Raw genomic sequence first — 17,757 nt, 5'->3', positions numbered from 1 at the left:
CTCTAACCTACCTTTTCAGACTACAATAAAGACAAATAAGGGCTCCCATATCGGCCGGCGACGCCTTCCCGCTGCGGATATGGAGCTGTAAGGTAAAAATATTACATATACAACGTTCTAACTCTTCTATTGTCCAATAAGATGCGACTTTTTGCAAGTGATATATGACATATTTCGCACTTCGCCCCTTATTGACAGCCGTCAGGACCTGTTCGCGCTGGTGCTGACCGGCGTGGGCCCGTAACAGTTCTTTATACGACAAGAGGAGCCGCAGGCGCGACAGCATATATCCCGTGTTCTTTAAAAAGGCATCCTGCTTACTGAACAAGCCTTCGACAAAGGGCAGGGTCTTCTCCCCATTGCGGCGAAGGAAGGCATCCATGAAGGTGAAGAGGTTCTTTTCCATGGTGCCGGCAAAGAGGTCGGCCAAATCGTCGGGGCCGATGCTCTTTTTCCCGTCAGGGAGGGTGATGCACAATTTATCGAGCTCGGAAAAGACGTAGAGCAAGGATATGCTGCCCCAGGTTTGAAAGAGGTCCTGCAAAAAGACGACGCCGTCGCGGCTAAGGCTTCGGCCCCGATCTTTAAGATAGGCTGTCACATAGGGCATGACCGTCTTTTCCGTCACCGCTTCGGCAGCGACGACCTCAGCCATGGGCTTCAAGGCCTTAAAGAAAGCGCTTCCCGTATCGACGTTGCCCTTACTGTAAAATAAGAGGCTGTTGCCGTCGTCGAGGTGTCCAGCTTCATCGAGAAACCACTGTTCTTCTTTCGATATTTTACTCCGCGACCGGCCGCCCTTCTTCAAGGGCAAAAAGGGACAGTCGTACCAGACGGTGATCGTACCGCTGCTAAAGAGGCTCGTCCCCTGGAAGGATTCGACGACCGTCGCCGCGGCGGCATCCTTTTGAAAGGTCTGCACTTCGGCATCGCCGCCGGATCGTTTGCGGGCCGCTGCGAAAAACTTCTTCCGCCCCTCTTCCATGAGGTAGGCTTCGGTCCCGTAGATGATCATGATGTTCTTGGTAGTACTCATAAATCTTCCTCAATAAATGTAGATAGGCGCCACTGACCGCGATGGCGAAAGAGGCGCAGTTGTCCGTCCCGAGACGGGATATAGGCAGGAACGCCGTAGCTATCGGCCGCTTCGCCCCACTCGGCGGCAGCGCCTTGGCCGCGGAACCCTTCATAAACGACGGTTCCTAAAGCCGATGCGGGAAAGGATTTTCCGTCCCAAGCGTCAAGGGACCGCAGTTCCCAAAGGAGGGGTTCGCCCGAAAAAGTCTGGGGCACGGCCGTTACGCCGCGATAGGGAATCTCCCCTTTCCCCGGTCCTTTTAGGAAGGTAAATGCTTTTTGGAACAAGGCTTCGGTGTAAGCCCTTTCCTCCCCTTCGACGACGCACCGGCGAAGGCGGAAGATGCCGTTGGCCCGAAGGGCCGGAATGACGACGACGGCCGCCTGATCGGGATTGGAGAATCTCGATTTATTATACCATAAATCGGCCGATCTATCTTCATAAATAATGGCCGTAGCCTGATCGCGGCCGGCGTCAAAAATGAGCACTCCCGGCCCGGATGGCCGCATCATCCAACTGACCGCCAAGGAGATGATTAGGGGCAGAAAAATTTTCTTTCGAAGGCTCCGAAAAAAGACGAATCCCACCAAAAGATACCACGAAAACCAAGCCCAAAGGGACGGCTGTCCGGCCCACAGGCGGCTCCCCGGAAGGGCGGCGATAAAGGCGTTTCCTTTTAAGGCCAGAGCCAACAAAGGCTTTACCCCAAAGAGTATGAGATCGGCACCGGCGTCGTACAAGAGGGATAATACAGAAGCGCCGAGGCCGAGGACCATGACCAGGTCGAGGACCGGCGCCACGACGACGTTGGCCAGTAACGAGTAGACGGGAAAGGAAAAGAAGGCTCCCAAGAGGAGGGGCACGACGAGGACCTGAGCTGACAGAGAGACAGACAGGCAGTTTCGCAAAAATTCCGGCAGAAACGAAAGGATTGTCGTAATCCGTTTATAACATAAGACGATGCCCGCCGACGCACTGCACGACAGGCGAAAGCTCAGGTCAAAAAAGAGGTAGGGGCTGTAGAGCAGCATGGCCATGACGGCTAAGGCCAAAGCATGGCCTGCCGTATAGTCGCGCCGTGCCGTCAGGCTGAAGGCACTGAGACTTCCCATGATGGACGCCCGGACGACGGGCGACGTAAAGTCAGCTAAGGCGCTGTAAAGGAGGAGAAAGGCGGCCGATAAGACAAAGAGCGGCGTCCCGCGAAGGCCAGCGGCCCGGCCGATCACTTGCAGAACGGCTAAGAGCAGGGCCACGTGAGAGCCCGACACGGAGAGGATATGAATGAGGCCCGTCGTGCTGAAGGCCTCGAGAAGACCCGGCGGCAGTTCGTCGTAATGACCGCCAAAGAGGAGGCTCGACAGGACCGGTGCATAGTCCGGCCCGAGGACGGCGTCGTAACGCTTAGTCAAAGCCGTTTTCAGGTCTTGTAGCAAGGCGCGGATGCCCACGGGCTCTGAAAGGACCTGAACGGCCCCACCCTCTTTGCCAAAGATCCGCAGCCAGATGTCCTTTTCCCGGTCGCGGTGACGGGCGTCGTACATGCCGTCGTTTTTATAATACGTCAAGGGTTTGCTCTGGCCCGTAATCCGCAGGGTGTCACCAACGTCAGGCCCATCGGGGACGGTCACATAAGCCCGCCCCTTTCCGGGATACGTCCGGTCGTCATCGCCATACCGATAAGACGTAAGATCCATGACGTAGCGTCCCATGGTTCCCCCTTCACCGGTAAAGGTACCCCGTTTTTCCGAAAGGGTTCCCTCAACGACGAGGTTGGCGCCAGCGGCCTGATGGGGCAAGGCGTCGTAGCCGTCAGCGGCCAGTTGAAGCCGCATGCCTCCGAGGCAAAAGAGGGCCGGAATCAGGAAGAAGATCAAGGCCATTCTCCGATAGAAGGCACACAATCCAGTTCCAAAAAGGGACAAAAGAAAAAAGGCCCCCCACCAAGGAAGGGGCAGTGAAAATCGGTCAGCTGCAGCAATGCCGGCACAAAGGGCCAGTGCCAACGACAGGCTGAGCCACAGAGGCCGCATAGAAAGGGCTTTCATAAGCCGACCTGGTCCTTTAATTTTTGGAACTTAGCCGGCCCGATACCCTTGACCTGCTTCAGCTCGTCAATGTTGGTAAAGGCACCGTGTTCCCGGCGGTAGGCGATGATATTGTCGGCCATGGCCGGCCCGATACCTGGCAGGGTCATGAGTTGTTCGGCATCGGCCTGATTTAACGACACCTTTCCGTCATCGACAGACGGCGGCGGTACGCCGTTCCAGTCATAAGGGATGTGGATATGCATGCCGTCGACGGCCTTTCCGGCCAGATTCACCGCTGCCGTATCAGCATAGGCCGCCATGCCCCCTGCCGTCGCTACGGCTTCACCGACGGTCTGTCCCCCATCGAGGGCATAGAGACCGGGCTTCTGGACGGCACCGGTGACGTAGATAAAGGCTTTCTCGGGCAAGGCTTCTTCGACGACCGGTACCGGTTCGGCCACGACCGGAAAGAGGGCGTCACTAAATTGACTGACGGCCAAAAAAGCGGCTATGGCGCCAAAGACGGCGATTTTCTTCATGTTCGTCCCTCCTATCATAAGGCTATACGTACAGTGTGCCTTACTCAGAGGACGCCGAGGAGAAGTTTAATCGATTTTTAACCGATATTCTTTTTATTCAGGAAGGATTTACCTACCAGCTGCCCTTCGACTTCCAGAAGTTCTTCTGGAGCATGACCAAGAGGGTGAACATTTCCAGTCGCCCTAAGAGCATGGACAGGCAGAGGATGGACTTTGAAAATAGGGACAGTTCGGCATAGGTCGACGTCGCCCCGGTGATGCCGAAGGCCGGGCCGATACAGCCCATGGTCGAGACGCTGATGCCGATAGCATCGAAGACGGTGATGCCGTCAAAGGTCAACAGCAGGGCCCAGAGGGCGATGAACATGACGTATAGGAAACAGAACTGGGCGACGCGGACGACCGTATCGTCGCCGATGCGGTGGCCGTTGATGGTCATGCCCAGGACCTGATTGGGATGAAGTTTGGTCTTGGCCGCATGCCAGATGTACTGGGCCATGATGACTACGCGGGAGACCTTTAAGCCTGCCGCCGTCGAGCCGGCACAACCGCCGGAAATCATGAGCATCAACAAGATCCCCTTAGAAAAGGTCGGCCAGCGGTCAAAGTCGGCCGAGACGAAGCCCGTCGTAGCGATGGACGCCGCCTGGAAAGACGAGTAGCGAAGGGCCGTCGTCGGACCTTCTCCTAAAGAGCTCATGAGATTGAGGCCGATGAGGATCGTCGCCGCGGCCACGATCAAGAGATAGACCCGAAATTCCATATTTTCCCACAGGACGCCCCAGCCCTTCTGCCAGGCCCGGTAATAGAGGGCGTAGTTGCCGCCGGTGAGGACCATGAAAAAGGTCATCCAGCCTTCGACGGCCGGACTTTCAAAGTGGGCGGTGCTGGCATTATACGTCGAAAAGCCGCCGGCCGAGACCGTCGACAAGGCGTGGTTGGCCGCATCGAGAAAATCCATGCCGCAGATGACGAAAATGACGAAGGCCGTCGCCGTAAAGGCCAGGTAGATGCGAAACAGCACCTTGGTCATGTCGTGAAGCCTGGGCAGGACGCGTTCCCTTGTCGGCCCTGTCGATTCGGCATTATACATGTAAAACACCGCCGACTGACCGGCTTCGGGCAAGAGGGCGATGAATATGACGATAATCCCGAGGCCGCCGAGCCAGTGGGTCATGCTGCGCCAAAGGAGCAGGCTCTGAGGCAGGATTTCTAAGTCCGTAATGACCGTCGCCCCGGTCCCGGTAAAGCCGGAGACGCTCTCAAAGAGGCCGTCGAAATACGACAAATAGCCGCCGAGGCAATAAGGAAGCATGCCCAGAAAGGTGGCCAGCATCCAGCCGATGCCGGTAATGGCAATACCTTCGCGCATGGTCAGTTTCTGCGTCCGCACGCGGCCGTAGTTCAGGCAGCTCATGCCGACTAAGCCGCAGAGAATGATGCTGCCCACAAAAGGCAGCCAGCTCGATTCCCCCATGATGATGGCCATGGCCAGGGGCAAAAACAGGACGCCGCCTTCGGCCAAGGCTATTTTTCCTAAAAATCGAGAAATGACGCGTAAGTCCATAAGATCCCCTTCACAAAAAATATTTTCTCTATTATACCATGAGGCTTTCAGAAAACCAAAAGCATGGCCGCCCTTATCTATGATATAATAACAGGATCACAAAATTTATCCCCAAGAAAGGATGATCGTCATGTCCCGTGACTCTATCGATACCTTATTGAACTTCATTGACCGCTCCCCGTCGCCGTACCACACCGTCGCCGCCTCCAAAAAGCTTCTCGACGAAGCCGGCTTTACGGCCCTCGTGCCGGAAGAGACACTGTGGCAATTGAAGGCTGACCGTGCCTACTACGTCCCGGTCTACGGATCGGGCCTCGTCGCCTTCCGGACGGGCCGGGATATCCGCCGTCATCTGCGCCTCAGTGCGGCCCACACCGATTTTCCCGCCCTTCGCATCAAGCAGCGGCCGGAAATCCGCGAAAAGGGCTATCTGAAACTCAATGCCGAAACCTACGGCGGCCTCATCCGTGAATCGTGGCTCGACCGGCCTCTTTCCCTGGCCGGTGCCGTCGCCCTTGAAAGCGACGATCCCTTCCGGCCCAAACTGCGCCTCATCGACCTTGAAAAACCGGTCCTCACCATCCCCCGCCTGGCCATCCACATGAACCGCAAGACCAATCAGGGCATCGAACTCAATCCGCAAAAGGACCTCCTGCCCGTTCTCGGTCTCGACGGCAAAGACGTGACTAAACACTTCTTCCTCGACTTTTTATCCGAAACCTGCCGCTGCCTGCCTGAAGCCATTTTATCGTACGAACTGACGGTCTATCCGGCAGAATCGGGCTGCCGCCTCGGCTGGCACGACGAATTCGTCTCGTCGCCCCGCCTGGACAACCTGACGTCGGTCCTGGCCTCCCTCTTGGCCCTCGTAGGCGCCGACGAAGCCGACGGTTTGAACGTCGTCGCCCTCTTTGACAACGAAGAAGTGGGCAGCCATACGAAACAAGGCGCCGATTCCGCCGTCCTGTCCCGGATCCTGGGCCGCATCTACCACGCCTTCGAGCTGACCGATGACGATCTCTCGGCCGACCTTGCCAAGGGCTTCATGCTGTCCGTCGACGTGGCTCACGCCATCCATCCCAACGTCCCTGAAAAATGCGACATCACCAACCAGCCTCAAATGGGACGCGGCGTCGCCCTCAAGATTGCCAGCAGCCAATCTTATGCCGGAGATGCCGAAGCCGTGGCCGTCTTAAAAGGCTTGTGCCGCAAAGCCGACATCCCCTATCAGATTTTCATGAACCGGTCCGACCTTCCCGGCGGCTCGACCTTGGGCTCCCTGTTATCGGCCAACCTCCCCATCCGGACCATGGACATCGGCATTCCCATTACGGCCATGCATTCCTGCCGCGAATTGATGGGCGCCGCCGACCAGGATGCCCTGACCGACCTCATTACGGCCTTCTTCAGTCATTCCTAAATATCTCGAAATATTTATTTTCTATCCTAGTTTGTCAGCATTGACACGTTTTGTTTTACATCTTATAATGACAAGTGTATAATACAGCATACTGTATAGTATACAGAAAGAGTGGATATGAATGACTCTAGGACAAGAAATTAAGTACTATCGCAAGAAAAACGGCTTAACCCAGACAGCTTTCGGCGACCTCTTCGGTATGTCAAAGCAAGCCGTCTACTCTTGGGAAACAGGTCTTTATTCACCAGATATTTCAGTATTGCTGAAAATGGCTGATTTTTTCCAAATTCCCATCTGTGTCCTTGTCGGCCGGCCCGGCATGTATTGCCAAAAGAGCGACGACACCCGCAGCAACTGCGACTACTGTGCGCCCATCACCGACGAAGACTGTCTCGTCATCCGGGCCCTTCACGCCTTGCCCCCGGAAAAACAGCAGGCCGTCAAGACACTCCTCAATATCAAACCGAAAAAAAACGGCAGCTCCGACGTAGGAGACAACTGACAACGCGGTATTGATGTATAAAAAATCGGACCCGATCCATCGAGGGTCCGATTTTTTATGCCCTTTTCTTGCCAGGGCCTGACAAATAGGCTATGATGAGAAAAAACGAAAAGGAACGATATGCTATGGAATCTCTTCTCCGCTCGGTCTACGGCCGGGCCGAAGCCGAATATGTCATCAAAAAATCCCGCTTCATCGCCACCGTCTGTGAAGTGAAGACGGAAGCCGAAGCGGCAGCCTTCATCGAAAGCGTGCGCAAGCACTATTGGGACGCCCGGCACAACTGCTCGGCCTTCCAAATCGGAGCCGGCGGTCAGATCCAGCGCTCCAGCGACGACGGCGAACCGTCGGGAACGGCAGGCCGCCCCATTTTGGAAGTCTTAAAGAAACGGGACCTTACCAATACGGCCGTCGTCGTCACCCGCTATTTCGGCGGCATCAAACTCGGCGCCAGCGGCCTCATCCGGGCTTACAGCCACGCCGCAGCGCTGGCCCTTGACGAAGCCTCCGTCGTCGACTACACGCCCTTCACGGTCCTTACGGCGACCGTCGCCTATCCCCTGGTCAGCACCCTTGAACGCTTTGCCGAAAGTCACGGCGTCCTCATCACCGACCGGGCCTTTGCCGCCGACGTGACCTTCACCTTTGAAGTCCCAGAGGGTAACAGCGCCGCCTTTATGGCCGATCTGACCAATACCACCAACGGCCGCGCAAGCTTACAAAAAACGGGTACCGTCGTAAAACCGGTACCCGTTACAGAGTCTTAACAGCTGACCTCAGGCCTTATAGCCCGTCGTAAGATCGACAATATTTTCCAATTTTTCGCCGGCCAGGAACCGTTTCAGGTTGTCAACGGCGATACGGGCGATGTAGTCGTGCGTCGCCTGCAGGTGGTAGCCGCCGGAAATGTGCGGCGTAATGTAGATGCCTTTCGTCTGCCACAAAGGATCCGTCGACGGCAGCGGTTCCGGATCGGTAACATCCAGCCCGGCACCTGCCAAATGACCGGACAGGACGGCTTCGCGCAACGCTTCCTGGTCGACGTTGCTGCCGCGGCCGACGTTGACAAAGAAAGCGCCTTTCTTCATAGCCATGAAGCGTTCCTTATTGTAAATCCGATACGTTTCCGGCGTATCGGGCAGGCAGGACGCTACGATGTCCGCCCGGGAAAGATAGTCTTCAAAATGAGCCATATCCCCCATTTCATCGGCTTCCGGCGGTACTTCGCCCTTGCGGCGGCGCAGGCCGATAACCTGAGCACCCAAGGCCTTTACGCGACGGCCAAAGTTGCGGCCGATATCGCCAAAACCGACGACGACGACCGTGGCCCCGTAAAAGGACGTGACCGGACCTTCATCCTGCCACAAGGATTGATGCTGATTGTCATGATATACGTAAAGCTTCTTCATCATGGCCATAGTCAAGGCCAGCATGTGCTCGGACAACGCCAGGCCATAGGCACCGGTCGCATTGGTAAGTAAGACGCCGTCCGGCAGAATACCGGGCTGGCAGTACGTATTGGCACCGGCACTGTTGAGCTGGAGCCATTTCAAATTCTTAGCCTTGCTGACCAGTTTCGGTTCGACGTTGCCGATAATGACGTCGGCTTCTTCGAGAGCCGCACCGGCATCGCTTCCATCACCGGGACAGAAGGTCACCTTGGCACCTTCCGCAGCCGTTTCAAACCACTGTCGCTGTTTTGCATCCGTATCCATGACAACTAGAATATTCAACAGAATCACTCCTTATTATATTTTGTGTTGGCGGCAATTTCCTTCACCGTTTCTAATGGGCATTTTGCGATGTGGGCAATAAATTCATAGGTTACATCTTCCTGCAAGAGCTCCGTAACCAGACGAACTACGCTGCCCTCTTCGCCGTCCATGTTAACGAATTGTCCCATGTCCGCCTCCTCTGCACTATCTGCACAACCAAAAGGTCCCGCATCACCTGGGAAACAAGACCATTTTCGTAAAAATAAACGCTGTATTTACGTTTTAATTATAGCCTGTATATACTGAAAAAGATAGGCAACGGCGCCACTTGTGACAAAACTGTTCAGCGGAGGTGGAAATATATCAACTATCTGTTACTGATAGGCCCAAAAAAGGATTTATTGTTACTAAATAGACAGCCCCTGTCATCAGAGCATGTAAGTCTGACGACAGGGGCCAGTCCCAATAAGCAATCTTATTCAGTTCGTGCCGCCTTATTTGGCCATAAGCGAGGCGACTTTATTGGCAAAGGCAACGGGATCATCGGGCATGATGCCTTCCAGGAGCAGAGCCTGATCGTAGAGCAGCTGGCAGTAATCCTTGAAGTCTTGGCCATCTTTACCAGCCTGATGAACGGCGGCCAGTTTTCCGAACAGTTCATGGTCCGGATTGATTTCCAGGATCCGGCGGGCTTTGAACATGGGGTTATTGGCGGCAGCAAAGGCCTGTTCCATAGCCAGTGACGGACCGGCCGCATCGGCGACGAGGCAGACGGCACCGCTCTTTAAGCGGTTCGACAGGCGGACGTCGGCGACCTTATCGCCTAAGGTGCTCTTCATGTCAGAGAGGAGGCCTTCATTGTCTTTGGCCAGGTCTTCGTTCTTCTTCTTTTCGGCCTTAAAGGCGTCGTCTTCGAGGTCGAGATCGCCGCGGCTGACGGAATGGAAGCGATGGCCTTCGTATTCACCGATGGCTTCGACGGCAAATTCATCGACGGGATCGGTCATGTACAGGACTTCGATATCGCGGTCGCGGAGGAGTTCCATCTGGGGCAGGCCTTCGATGGCTTCCTTATCCTTGCCCGTTGCGTAATAGATCTTCTGCTGGCCGTCTTTCATGGCGTCGACGTATTCCTTGATGGTGCGGAGTTTTCCGTCTTTGGAGGACATGAACAACAACAGGTCCTTCAGCTTTTCAACGTTGTTTTCACCGGTCATCATGCCGCTGTAGACGCCGATTTTCAGGGATTTACCGTATTCGGCCCAGAATTTTTCATACTTTTCACGGTTCTTTTCAAGATCCCGCTTCAAGGACTTGAGGATCGTCTTTTCCAGGTTGCGGCCGATGAGGTTCAGTTCACGGCTCTTCTGCAGGAGTTCACGAGAAATGTTGAGCGACAGGTCCGGCGAATCGACGAGGCCTTTGACGAAGCGCAGGTAATCCGGCAGGAGGTCCTTGCATTTATCCATGATGAAGATATGCCGCGAATAGAGCTGGATGCCCGGTTCATAGTCGGCATAGTAGAGGTTGAACGGCGCCTTGCCGGGGATGAATAACAAGGCCGTGTAATCGACGGCGCCTTCGGCACGGTTGTGGAAGATGTCCATCGGTTCGTCCCATTCATAGAACTGGTGCTGGAAAAATTCGTGGTATTCTTCCGGTTTGATATCCGATTTATTCCGCGTCCACAAGGGCTGCATAGAGTTCAAGGTCCGCGTTTCTGTCTTTTCTTCTTCCGGTGCATCTTCGATGGTCTTTCCGTCTTCGTCCTTAGGCTTTACCTTGGTCGTAAAGTCCATGGTGATCGGGTAGCGGATGTAGTCGGAATACTTCTTGACCAGGCTCTGGAGGATCATCTGGTCGGTGTAGTTTTCTTCGCTATCGTCGCCATAGAATTCGCTGTTCAAATGGAGGATGATCGTCGTCCCGTGCTTCGGTTTCTGGCATTCTTCGAGGGTATATTCGCCGCTGCCCGTCGATTCCCACTTGTAAGCCTGCGTTTCGCCGGCCTTGCGGGTAACGACGGTGACCGTATCGGCGACCATGAAGGCCGAATAGAAGCCGACACCGAACTGGCCGATGAGGTCCTTATTCGTATCGCCGCCGTCCTGGGATTCCTTCAGCTTTTCGAGGAAGGCCTTGGTCCCGGACTGGGCGATAGTGCCGAGGTTATCCATCAGATCCTTTTTATCCATGCCCAGGCCGTTGTCGGAAATGGTCAGCGTATGGCCGTCAGCATCGGGCGTCAGGTGGATTTCAAAGCCCGTGTCCCCTTCGAGGAGATCGCCGTTGGTCAGGGATTGATAATGGAGTTTATCGATCGCATCGGAGGCGTTGGAAATCAGTTCCCGCAGGAAGATTTCGTGATTTGTATAAATAGAGTGGACCATGAGGTCCAGCAGCTGCTTCGTTTCAGCTTGAAATTCATGGGTTTCTTTTGCCATGGTAAAACACTCCTTTGTATCCGTTTTCCGTACCGTCAGCGGCAGCTGAGGTACTTTCACATCACTATCATACCGCAAAAAGTCAAATAGTCAAGTATTTTTTCAGCATAAGCCTATCCCATGGCAAAGGACAAAGCCCGGCCTCATTCCCAGGTTTGAACCGGGCCCATTTTGACCGCTCCGCCCATAAAAATCTGCTGCAGATTCCCCTCGTCATCGACACTGGCCGCAATGGCAATAGTCCCGCCGGGCTGCTTCAGATAAGCGGCGACCCGCTTGCGCGTCGTACAGGCCAAAGCTGCTGCCACGGCGGCAGACCCGCTGCCGCAGCTGTTTTCCCAGTACAGGGTGTCGGTCTGGCTGACGTAGACGGCTGGCACCATCTCCTGGGTCTTGGAATCGCAGAGGATGAGGCCGTAAGCTGGAAAATCTTCGCCGTCGACATAGTCTTTTAAGGCCTGCCAATAGACGTCCTTATCGAGGCCGTCAAACGTCTCGATGAAGTGGACAAAGTGCGTAATTCCCGGCAGGTCGACGCGGAAGAAGCGGGCCGGCTGACCGTCGACGTCGACTAAAAGAGCCCCGACGCCGTCGGGATAAGGCATCTCGATAAAGGCTTCGTAGTCACCGCCGCCCTTATGATTGACCTTGACCGGCAGGATTTCGTCACAGCCCGAACAGGATACGCCGTAGACGCCCTGCTCTTTCCCGTCACAGGACAAGGCGTAAGCTGCCGCCGCCCGCGAGGCATTGCCGCAAAATTCGCCGCCCATCATGTCGACCCGCAGGGTTTTTCCCTCGACACAGGTCACATAGCCGACCTGTTCGGCATCGATGTCGGATCGGGCCAGTAACTGCGCCGCCAGGGTACTGTGCTGCTCCTTGGGAACCGGCGTCAGTACCAAAATCGTCTTATTGCCGCTGGGGTCGGCCAATAGATAGTCTAGTTTCATCATGTTCTCCTTTTCGTGCGGACTGTCTCCGTCGCGATGTAAAGTCTCTTCTGCTATTTTATCACGCCTTCCCCGATCATAGAATATAAGTCCGGCTTTTTTATCCTTATTTACCGCAGGATTTCGTCTCCATACTATCCTTTTGGGTACTATGCCACTTAAAAGTGCATTCTTCCTAAAAAGGATGGTTTACGATACAATAAGCCCATCAGCTGATACAGAACATTGCGATAAAAAAAGACGCTATGGCCCTGACCTTGTCAGGCCCCATCTTAGGTCACAATAAAGGAGATATACTATGTTACACGAAATCAACTGGCCCCACCCATACCTGCCGGGCACGACCGACAATTTTGCTTCGAACGAAGTCATCATCCAGGGCGTTACTGCCAAAGAAGCCTTTGAAAATTTGATTGACACGGCGATCTGGCCGACGTACTATGACAATGTATCCGACGTCGAATTCGACAACACGAAGGGCACGAAGCTTGCCGCCGATACGCGATTTCGCTTCAAGACCTTCGGCTTCCCCATCGAAGCCGAAATCACGGAATTCGTCGCTCCTAAGGGCGATCAGCCGGGGAGACTTTCCTGGCACGGCTGGGCCGAAGGCGACGCGGATCACCGCCTCGACGTCATCCACGCCTGGCTCCTCGAAGACCTGTCGGAAAACCGCCTGCGCATCCTGACCCAGGAATCGCAGATTGGAAAACCGGCAGCCGAACTCCACCGCGACCAGTCGGACCCGATGAACGTCGGCCACCAAAACTGGCTCCGCGGCCTGGCAGCGACCTTGCTGGCAAATAAAGGCCGCTAATATCAACTTTGTCTATTAGGGAAGGAATGTTTTATGGCTAGCAAAAATTCAATGTTTCAATGTCCCGTCGAGGCGGCCTTAAGCCTCCTGGGCGGCAAATATAAGTGCATCATCCTCTGGCACCTCTTAGAAGGCACCCACCGCTACAGCGAGCTCCAGCACGTCATCCCCCAGGCCACGCCGAAGATGCTGACCCAACAGCTGCGCGAACTGGAAGACGCCGGCGTCATTTCCCGCAAAGTCTATCCCGTCGTGCCGCCTAAGACCGAATACAGCCTGACCGAATTCGGCCGGACCTTATCGCCCATCATCGAAGCCATGTGCGACTGGGGCAAAACGTATATGGCCGACCGGATTTTGCCAAAAAATATTCCGTCTAAATAAATATGAATCAAAAAAATATAAATGTAAAATTGATAACTGCTTAACAAGGCGGCTTGAAGACCGAAAATGGGACTTCAAGCCGCCTTTTGTAAACTCATAAAGTCAGGTACCTTATTGTATCAGAATAAATAGTAATTTATCTCATTATGGAAGATTCCTTTCACCGTCAGGACTAGGGACCGATATAGGCCGAGCTCGGGCACAGCCGACCTTTTTCTCACGAAAAAAGCCATGCCCGAACGGCATCCGTCCGGAACATGGCCCTATGGAAAAAAGGATTAGAATGTAATTTCAACGCCCGTGCGCCAAATGCGGCCGTCGAGGTAGATGGCGTCGATTTTTTTATTGAAGACGTTGTCGACACCGGCAAAGAGGCGCGTCTTTTCATTGAACTTACGGTTGACGACGAAGTTAAAGGTCTGATAGGTGTAGGCTTTATTGGTATCGCTTTCATAGTAATTATTGACCCACTGTTCCCAAATCGTGGCATTCCAGCCCGTCGTCTTGTGATCGTCATAGGTGAGCTGCAGGGTCGTAATATTGTCGGCAATGCCGTCGACACCGTGAGCAGAGGCTTCGGCCGACGCCGATTTATTGCTGGCCGACGTCCAGTTGCTGGTCAACTTCGTATCCCAGCGGTCGGACAGTTTGCGGCCTAAGGTCAGTTCGACGCCGTGAGTCTTGGTCGTGCCGTCGATGTTGTAGTACTGGCTCCAACCGCTGCGGCCGCTGCCGACGGTATGGGTGGAAATCATGTTTTCGATATCGTTATGGAAGTAGGTCAATTTCCCGAAGGTCTTGCCCCATTCCCCTTCATAGCTGATATCCCAGTTCTTCGATTCTTCAGGCTTTAAGTCCGGGTTGCCTAAGGTCAGGACGCCCATGTGGGTGTAGTCCATGTAGAGTTCGCTGACGCTCGGCGCCTTATAGCCTTCACCCCAATTGGCCTTGAAGCGGTTGTTGTCATTGAGGAAATATGTCGCGCCGATGTGGGGCGTCGTCTTGCTGCCGAACTGGCTGTGGTGGTCGTAGCGGACAGCCGGGATGATGACCCATTTATCGCCGATGAGCCATTCGTCCTGGACGTAAGCCGCGTAGGTGCTGACGTCTTTGCCGTCAGTGCCGCTGGTACCGAAGTTGACGCCGTCGACGCTGTAGCGGTCGTATTCCGTGCCGTAGGTCAAGGTGTGGTCACCGTTGATCTTATGGCTGTTCTTACCTTCAATGCCCCAAATGCTGTAGTTGTTCGTTTCGCCGTATTCCTTGGCCAGGGCCGTATAGGGCAGGAAGCGGAACTTATTCAGCTTGCTGTAGAAGGTACGGACCATGTAATCGTCCTTGTCATTCTTTCCGGTCAGGCTCAGGCTGGCGTCGCGCCGTTCCGTTTCCAGCTTGGCATCTTCCAGGCGGACGATGCCGCCCCAGGCGCCGAGGTTGTATTCCTTGTGGCTCCAGTCGCCGGTCAGTTTATCCTTATAATATCCGAGGTCGAGGTTGAGGTTTTTGTTTTCCCCGAGTTCATAGGTACCGCTGAAGTTGTAGCTCTGTTTCGGCCCTTCGAGATTCTTGACCGGCAGGCCCGATACTTCGTGTTCCGTCCACTGGCGGTCCTTGGAGAAATTCATATCGAAGGTGCTGCTGAACTTGCCCTGTTTCCCGAGATCGATGTGGTAGTAGTTAGAGATGTTCGTCGTCCCCGTAGCCACGCCCATAGTCACCGACGGTTCGCCGGAAGACTTCTTGGTGATAATGTTGATGACGCCGGACAGGGCGTCGGAACCGTACTGGGCCGAGGCTGCGCCGCGGACGATTTCGATGCGTTCGATGGTATGGACGTTCAAGCGGTCCAGGGCCAGGAGGTTCTGCGTCGTCGACGTATCTTCAATGGCCGTCCGCTGGCCGTTGATCAAGATGAGGGCGCTGTTGCTGGCCATGCCCCGCATAGAGATGCGATGGCCAAAGCCGGTGCTGGTATTCATGATCTGGATGTTATCGGCCAGGCGCAGAGCCGAATAAACGTCGGTAGCCCCTAATTTTTCAATATCCTCTGCCGTAATGACTTCCACCGTCTGCGGTACGGTCTTGACTTCCGCTTCCGTTCTCGTCGCCGTAACGACGACGTCTTTAGTCGTCACCGCCGAATCCGCATCCTGTACATCTGCCGCATAGGCTGGCAGGGACAGGGCCATCAGTATACCCCAGGTTATATAAGCCGCTCTGTTATGTCTCATCGTTCGATAAGTCCCTTCTTTCACTGTTAATTTTGAAAATCTTTCGCAATAAAAGAGTACCATATCTCAGGGTCACCTTCTACTCCATTTAGCCAAAAAGTACTCCATTACGACATTTTTTTCACAAATAGGGACATTTGCGAGCGGCCTATCGCAAAGATTGATGCTTCGTTCCTATCAGGCCTCCAACCGGTCCTGGAACACCTGCTGCTTTCGGTATTCCCGCGGAAGGCAGCCGGCCATCTTTTTGAAGGCGACGGCAAATTTACTGCTATTTTCATAGCCCACGCAGTTGGCGACTTCGAGGACGCTCTTCTCCGTTTTCACCAACAGTTCCATGGCTTTGGCCATGCGCAGTTCCTTCTGATACTGGTACATCGTCGTGCCGTAGACGTCTTTGAAGCAGCGCTTGAGCGACGTCGGCGCCATGTTGTAGCGTTCAGCCATGGCTTCTATGGTGCAGTGGCAGCTCAGATCGGCGACTAATTCCTGATGAACGGCCTTTACGGTCTCGACCTGGCGCCGCGTCAAGTACGGGCGGTCAAGGCGCATCTTGCCTTGAAAGGTGCTGAGGAAGAGAAAAATTTCCAAGATTTTCAGGCGGAAGTAGCGATTGCGAATGGCCGGCGGCACGTGGTAGAGTTCATAGAATAAGTGCTTCATGGCCTCGTTTTCCTGGACGATGATGCCGAAGTCGGAGTCGCTGCAAAAGCGGTCGCACAAGGAAACCAGGGAAAAGCTTTCCTGTTCCAAGAGGCGGTCGATGATGGACTGGGCCCGTTTTTCATCGACTAAGATGGATAGGCCGTGATAATGGGACGAGGGAAAATAAGCCATGTGGCAGTAGTCGCTGCAGCTGCGGCGGCCGACGGACATGTCGCCCTTGCCCATATACAGGTATTCTCCGTTTTTGAACCGGCATTCGATGCGCCCTTCTTCGCAGTGATTGATGGCAAAGACGTCAGGCCGAAGGGGTGCATAACAAGAAAATTCTTCCATATGTGCCTCGAGATAGCTGAGGGTGATGCCGGGATAGACTTCCCAATTGTTCATTTCGGCCGTCCCCGTCTCATTTTCCAGGGATAAGACGGTCAATGGCCCGTCATGGCGAACCATCTTAATCGTCGTCGTATAGTCCATGATAACCTCCTTAAGATAGGTAATAAATCTGCCGCAAAGGCTGTTTCCGTTCGGCAAAACCGGACCAGACAAAGGTCAGCCGCCGGGGCGTCAATTCGATACCGTGCAGGGTGACGGCCAGGCTATCGAGCCGCTTCTGGGAAATCCCTTTGGCCGCAGCCGCCGTCACATAGGCCGGGTCGTCCCCTTCCAGCAGACGTACAGAACCTTCGATCTGAAGACCGCCCAAGTGGCGTACATCGGTAAAGCTGTCGAAGACGGCAAAGGCCGCCTGAGGATTCCGGTAGAGATGGATGAATTTTTCCCCACCTTCGCTGAAAAAATAGAGTTTTTGCTGAACGAAGACGTATTCGATGGGCGTCGCCCGCAAAATGCCGTCGCTGCCGGTCGTCAAGACGCCCGTATTATGGCGGACGAGAAAATCTTCCATAGCCTGCAGGGCTTCTTCATCGGCCAAAGGCTCCGGACGCAGGGCTTTGATGTGCCGCGCCGCTTCGATGGCATCTTCGAGAAAATTTTCACGAGAAAGGCGAAAAGACGCCGTTAAGGACCGTCCCAATCCCTCTTCGACAGCCCGGAGGCCTTCCTTCCAGTCAGCGTCGGTCTTGACCGCAGCCACAAGGATCACCGATTTTCTAGAAAGAGCCTCCCGCCATTCGCCAAGAGACGAGAGCAGGCTGCCTCTTTCCCCCAGAATCAGGACGACCTGACCGTAGTGCTGCCACGGCCGCGGCGATTTATAAGAAGCGCAGGCTCCCATGCCGACCATAGGGCTGACCATCCGGGCTATTTTCTCGCTGACATCATCCTCATAGAGATAGAGTGTATTCATCAGAGCCTCCTTTGTTAATAATATTGACTCTCATTATAATTTTAATAGAGGACGTATCCTCTGTCAAATCAAAGTAATCAAAACCACCAGTTTAACTGGTGGTTT

16 protein-coding genes are annotated in these 17,757 nt (G+C 54.4%); 5 read left to right on the top strand and 11 right to left on the bottom strand.

All coding sequences use genetic code 11. The annotated features are described in order from the left end of the window. Window positions 1-7: 7 nt before the first annotated feature. The 4 genes from holA to HMPREF3201_RS01990 form a co-directional block, all read right to left on the bottom strand. Complete coding sequence (holA, locus tag HMPREF3201_RS02005; protein ID WP_062411498.1) at window positions 8-1,036, bottom strand: DNA polymerase III subunit delta; 1,029 nt, start codon at window positions 1,034-1,036, stop codon at window positions 8-10. Continuing rightward, window positions 1,033-3,126, bottom strand: a complete 2,094-nt coding sequence (locus HMPREF3201_RS02000) for a ComEC/Rec2 family competence protein (RefSeq protein ID WP_062411497.1) — start codon at window positions 3,124-3,126, stop codon at window positions 1,033-1,035. Before HMPREF3201_RS02000 ends, holA begins: the two co-directional genes overlap by 4 nt. Further along, window positions 3,123-3,647, bottom strand: coding sequence for a ComEA family DNA-binding protein (locus HMPREF3201_RS01995; RefSeq protein WP_062411496.1), 525 nt, complete (start codon window positions 3,645-3,647; stop codon window positions 3,123-3,125). Before HMPREF3201_RS01995 ends, HMPREF3201_RS02000 begins: the two co-directional genes overlap by 4 nt. A 112-nt stretch (window positions 3,648-3,759) precedes the next feature. Next, a complete protein-coding gene (locus HMPREF3201_RS01990) occupies window positions 3,760-5,214 on the bottom strand; it encodes a TrkH family potassium uptake protein (RefSeq protein WP_062411495.1) in 1,455 nt (484 codons plus the stop codon). A gap of 130 nt (window positions 5,215-5,344) precedes the next feature. Between HMPREF3201_RS01990 and HMPREF3201_RS01985 the strand changes: the two genes are divergently transcribed. The 3 genes from HMPREF3201_RS01985 to HMPREF3201_RS01975 all read left to right on the top strand — a co-directional run bounded on the left by HMPREF3201_RS01985 (window position 5,345) and on the right by HMPREF3201_RS01975 (window position 7,903). After that, complete coding sequence (locus HMPREF3201_RS01985; protein ID WP_062411494.1) at window positions 5,345-6,634, top strand: M18 family aminopeptidase; 1,290 nt, start codon at window positions 5,345-5,347, stop codon at window positions 6,632-6,634. Window positions 6,635-6,755: 121 nt separating this feature from the next. Next, window positions 6,756-7,136, top strand: a complete 381-nt coding sequence (locus HMPREF3201_RS01980; RefSeq protein ID WP_062411493.1) for a helix-turn-helix transcriptional regulator — start codon at window positions 6,756-6,758, stop codon at window positions 7,134-7,136. A gap of 125 nt (window positions 7,137-7,261) precedes the next feature. Continuing rightward, a complete protein-coding gene (locus tag HMPREF3201_RS01975; protein WP_062411492.1) occupies window positions 7,262-7,903 on the top strand; it encodes a YigZ family protein in 642 nt (213 codons plus the stop codon). Between the two features lie 9 nt (window positions 7,904-7,912). On the opposite strand, the gene HMPREF3201_RS01970 is transcribed toward HMPREF3201_RS01975, so the two are convergent. From HMPREF3201_RS01970 to HMPREF3201_RS01960, 4 genes are all read right to left on the bottom strand, one after another. Beyond that, window positions 7,913-8,878 carry a D-2-hydroxyacid dehydrogenase gene (locus HMPREF3201_RS01970; protein WP_227163157.1) on the bottom strand — a complete coding sequence of 322 codons (966 nt, stop codon included), beginning with the start codon at window positions 8,876-8,878 and terminating at the stop codon, window positions 7,913-7,915. Beyond that, the gene (locus HMPREF3201_RS11840) at window positions 8,875-9,039 is read right to left on the bottom strand and encodes a hypothetical protein (RefSeq protein ID WP_172980540.1); all 165 of its coding nucleotides are present in this window, start codon (window positions 9,037-9,039) and stop codon (window positions 8,875-8,877) included. Before HMPREF3201_RS11840 ends, HMPREF3201_RS01970 begins: the two co-directional genes overlap by 4 nt. A gap of 306 nt (window positions 9,040-9,345) precedes the next feature. Next, a complete protein-coding gene (htpG, locus tag HMPREF3201_RS01965; RefSeq protein WP_062411490.1) occupies window positions 9,346-11,295 on the bottom strand; it encodes a molecular chaperone HtpG in 1,950 nt (649 codons plus the stop codon). Window positions 11,296-11,438: 143 nt separating this feature from the next. Beyond that, window positions 11,439-12,251: a hypothetical protein gene (locus tag HMPREF3201_RS01960; RefSeq protein ID WP_227163156.1), complete on the bottom strand. Its 813-nt coding sequence runs from the start codon at window positions 12,249-12,251 to the stop codon at window positions 11,439-11,441. Window positions 12,252-12,546: 295 nt separating this feature from the next. On the opposite strand from HMPREF3201_RS01960, the gene HMPREF3201_RS01955 reads away from it, so the two are divergent. Together HMPREF3201_RS01955 and HMPREF3201_RS01950 are read left to right on the top strand one after the other, a co-directional pair. After that, entirely contained in the window at window positions 12,547-13,065 is a 519-nt protein-coding gene (locus HMPREF3201_RS01955) for an SRPBCC family protein (RefSeq protein ID WP_062411488.1), read from the top strand. A 33-nt stretch (window positions 13,066-13,098) separates the two neighbouring features. Continuing rightward, a complete protein-coding gene (locus HMPREF3201_RS01950; RefSeq protein WP_062411487.1) occupies window positions 13,099-13,449 on the top strand; it encodes a winged helix-turn-helix transcriptional regulator in 351 nt (116 codons plus the stop codon). Window positions 13,450-13,727: 278 nt separating this feature from the next. Here the strand turns inward: HMPREF3201_RS01950 and HMPREF3201_RS01945 are convergent, their stop codons facing one another. The 3 genes from HMPREF3201_RS01945 to HMPREF3201_RS01935 all read right to left on the bottom strand — a co-directional run bounded on the left by HMPREF3201_RS01945 (window position 13,728) and on the right by HMPREF3201_RS01935 (window position 17,652). Then, window positions 13,728-15,680 (bottom strand): TonB-dependent receptor plug domain-containing protein, encoded by a 1,953-nt coding sequence (locus HMPREF3201_RS01945; protein WP_072271996.1) that lies wholly within the window; start codon window positions 15,678-15,680, stop codon window positions 13,728-13,730. Window positions 15,681-15,857: 177 nt separating this feature from the next. Beyond that, complete coding sequence (locus tag HMPREF3201_RS01940; RefSeq protein WP_062411485.1) at window positions 15,858-16,820, bottom strand: helix-turn-helix domain-containing protein; 963 nt, start codon at window positions 16,818-16,820, stop codon at window positions 15,858-15,860. Between the two features lie 10 nt (window positions 16,821-16,830). Next, window positions 16,831-17,652, bottom strand: coding sequence for a pyridoxamine 5'-phosphate oxidase family protein (locus tag HMPREF3201_RS01935; protein ID WP_062411484.1), 822 nt, complete (start codon window positions 17,650-17,652; stop codon window positions 16,831-16,833). Window positions 17,653-17,757: the final 105 nt, after the last annotated feature.

The sequence above is a fragment of the Megasphaera sp. MJR8396C genome (genome assembly GCF_001546855.1).
GTDB lineage: Bacteria > Bacillota > Negativicutes > Veillonellales > Megasphaeraceae > Megasphaera.
Note: the sequence above shows the minus strand (reverse complement) of the source record. Positions and strands in the feature narration are given on the sequence as shown.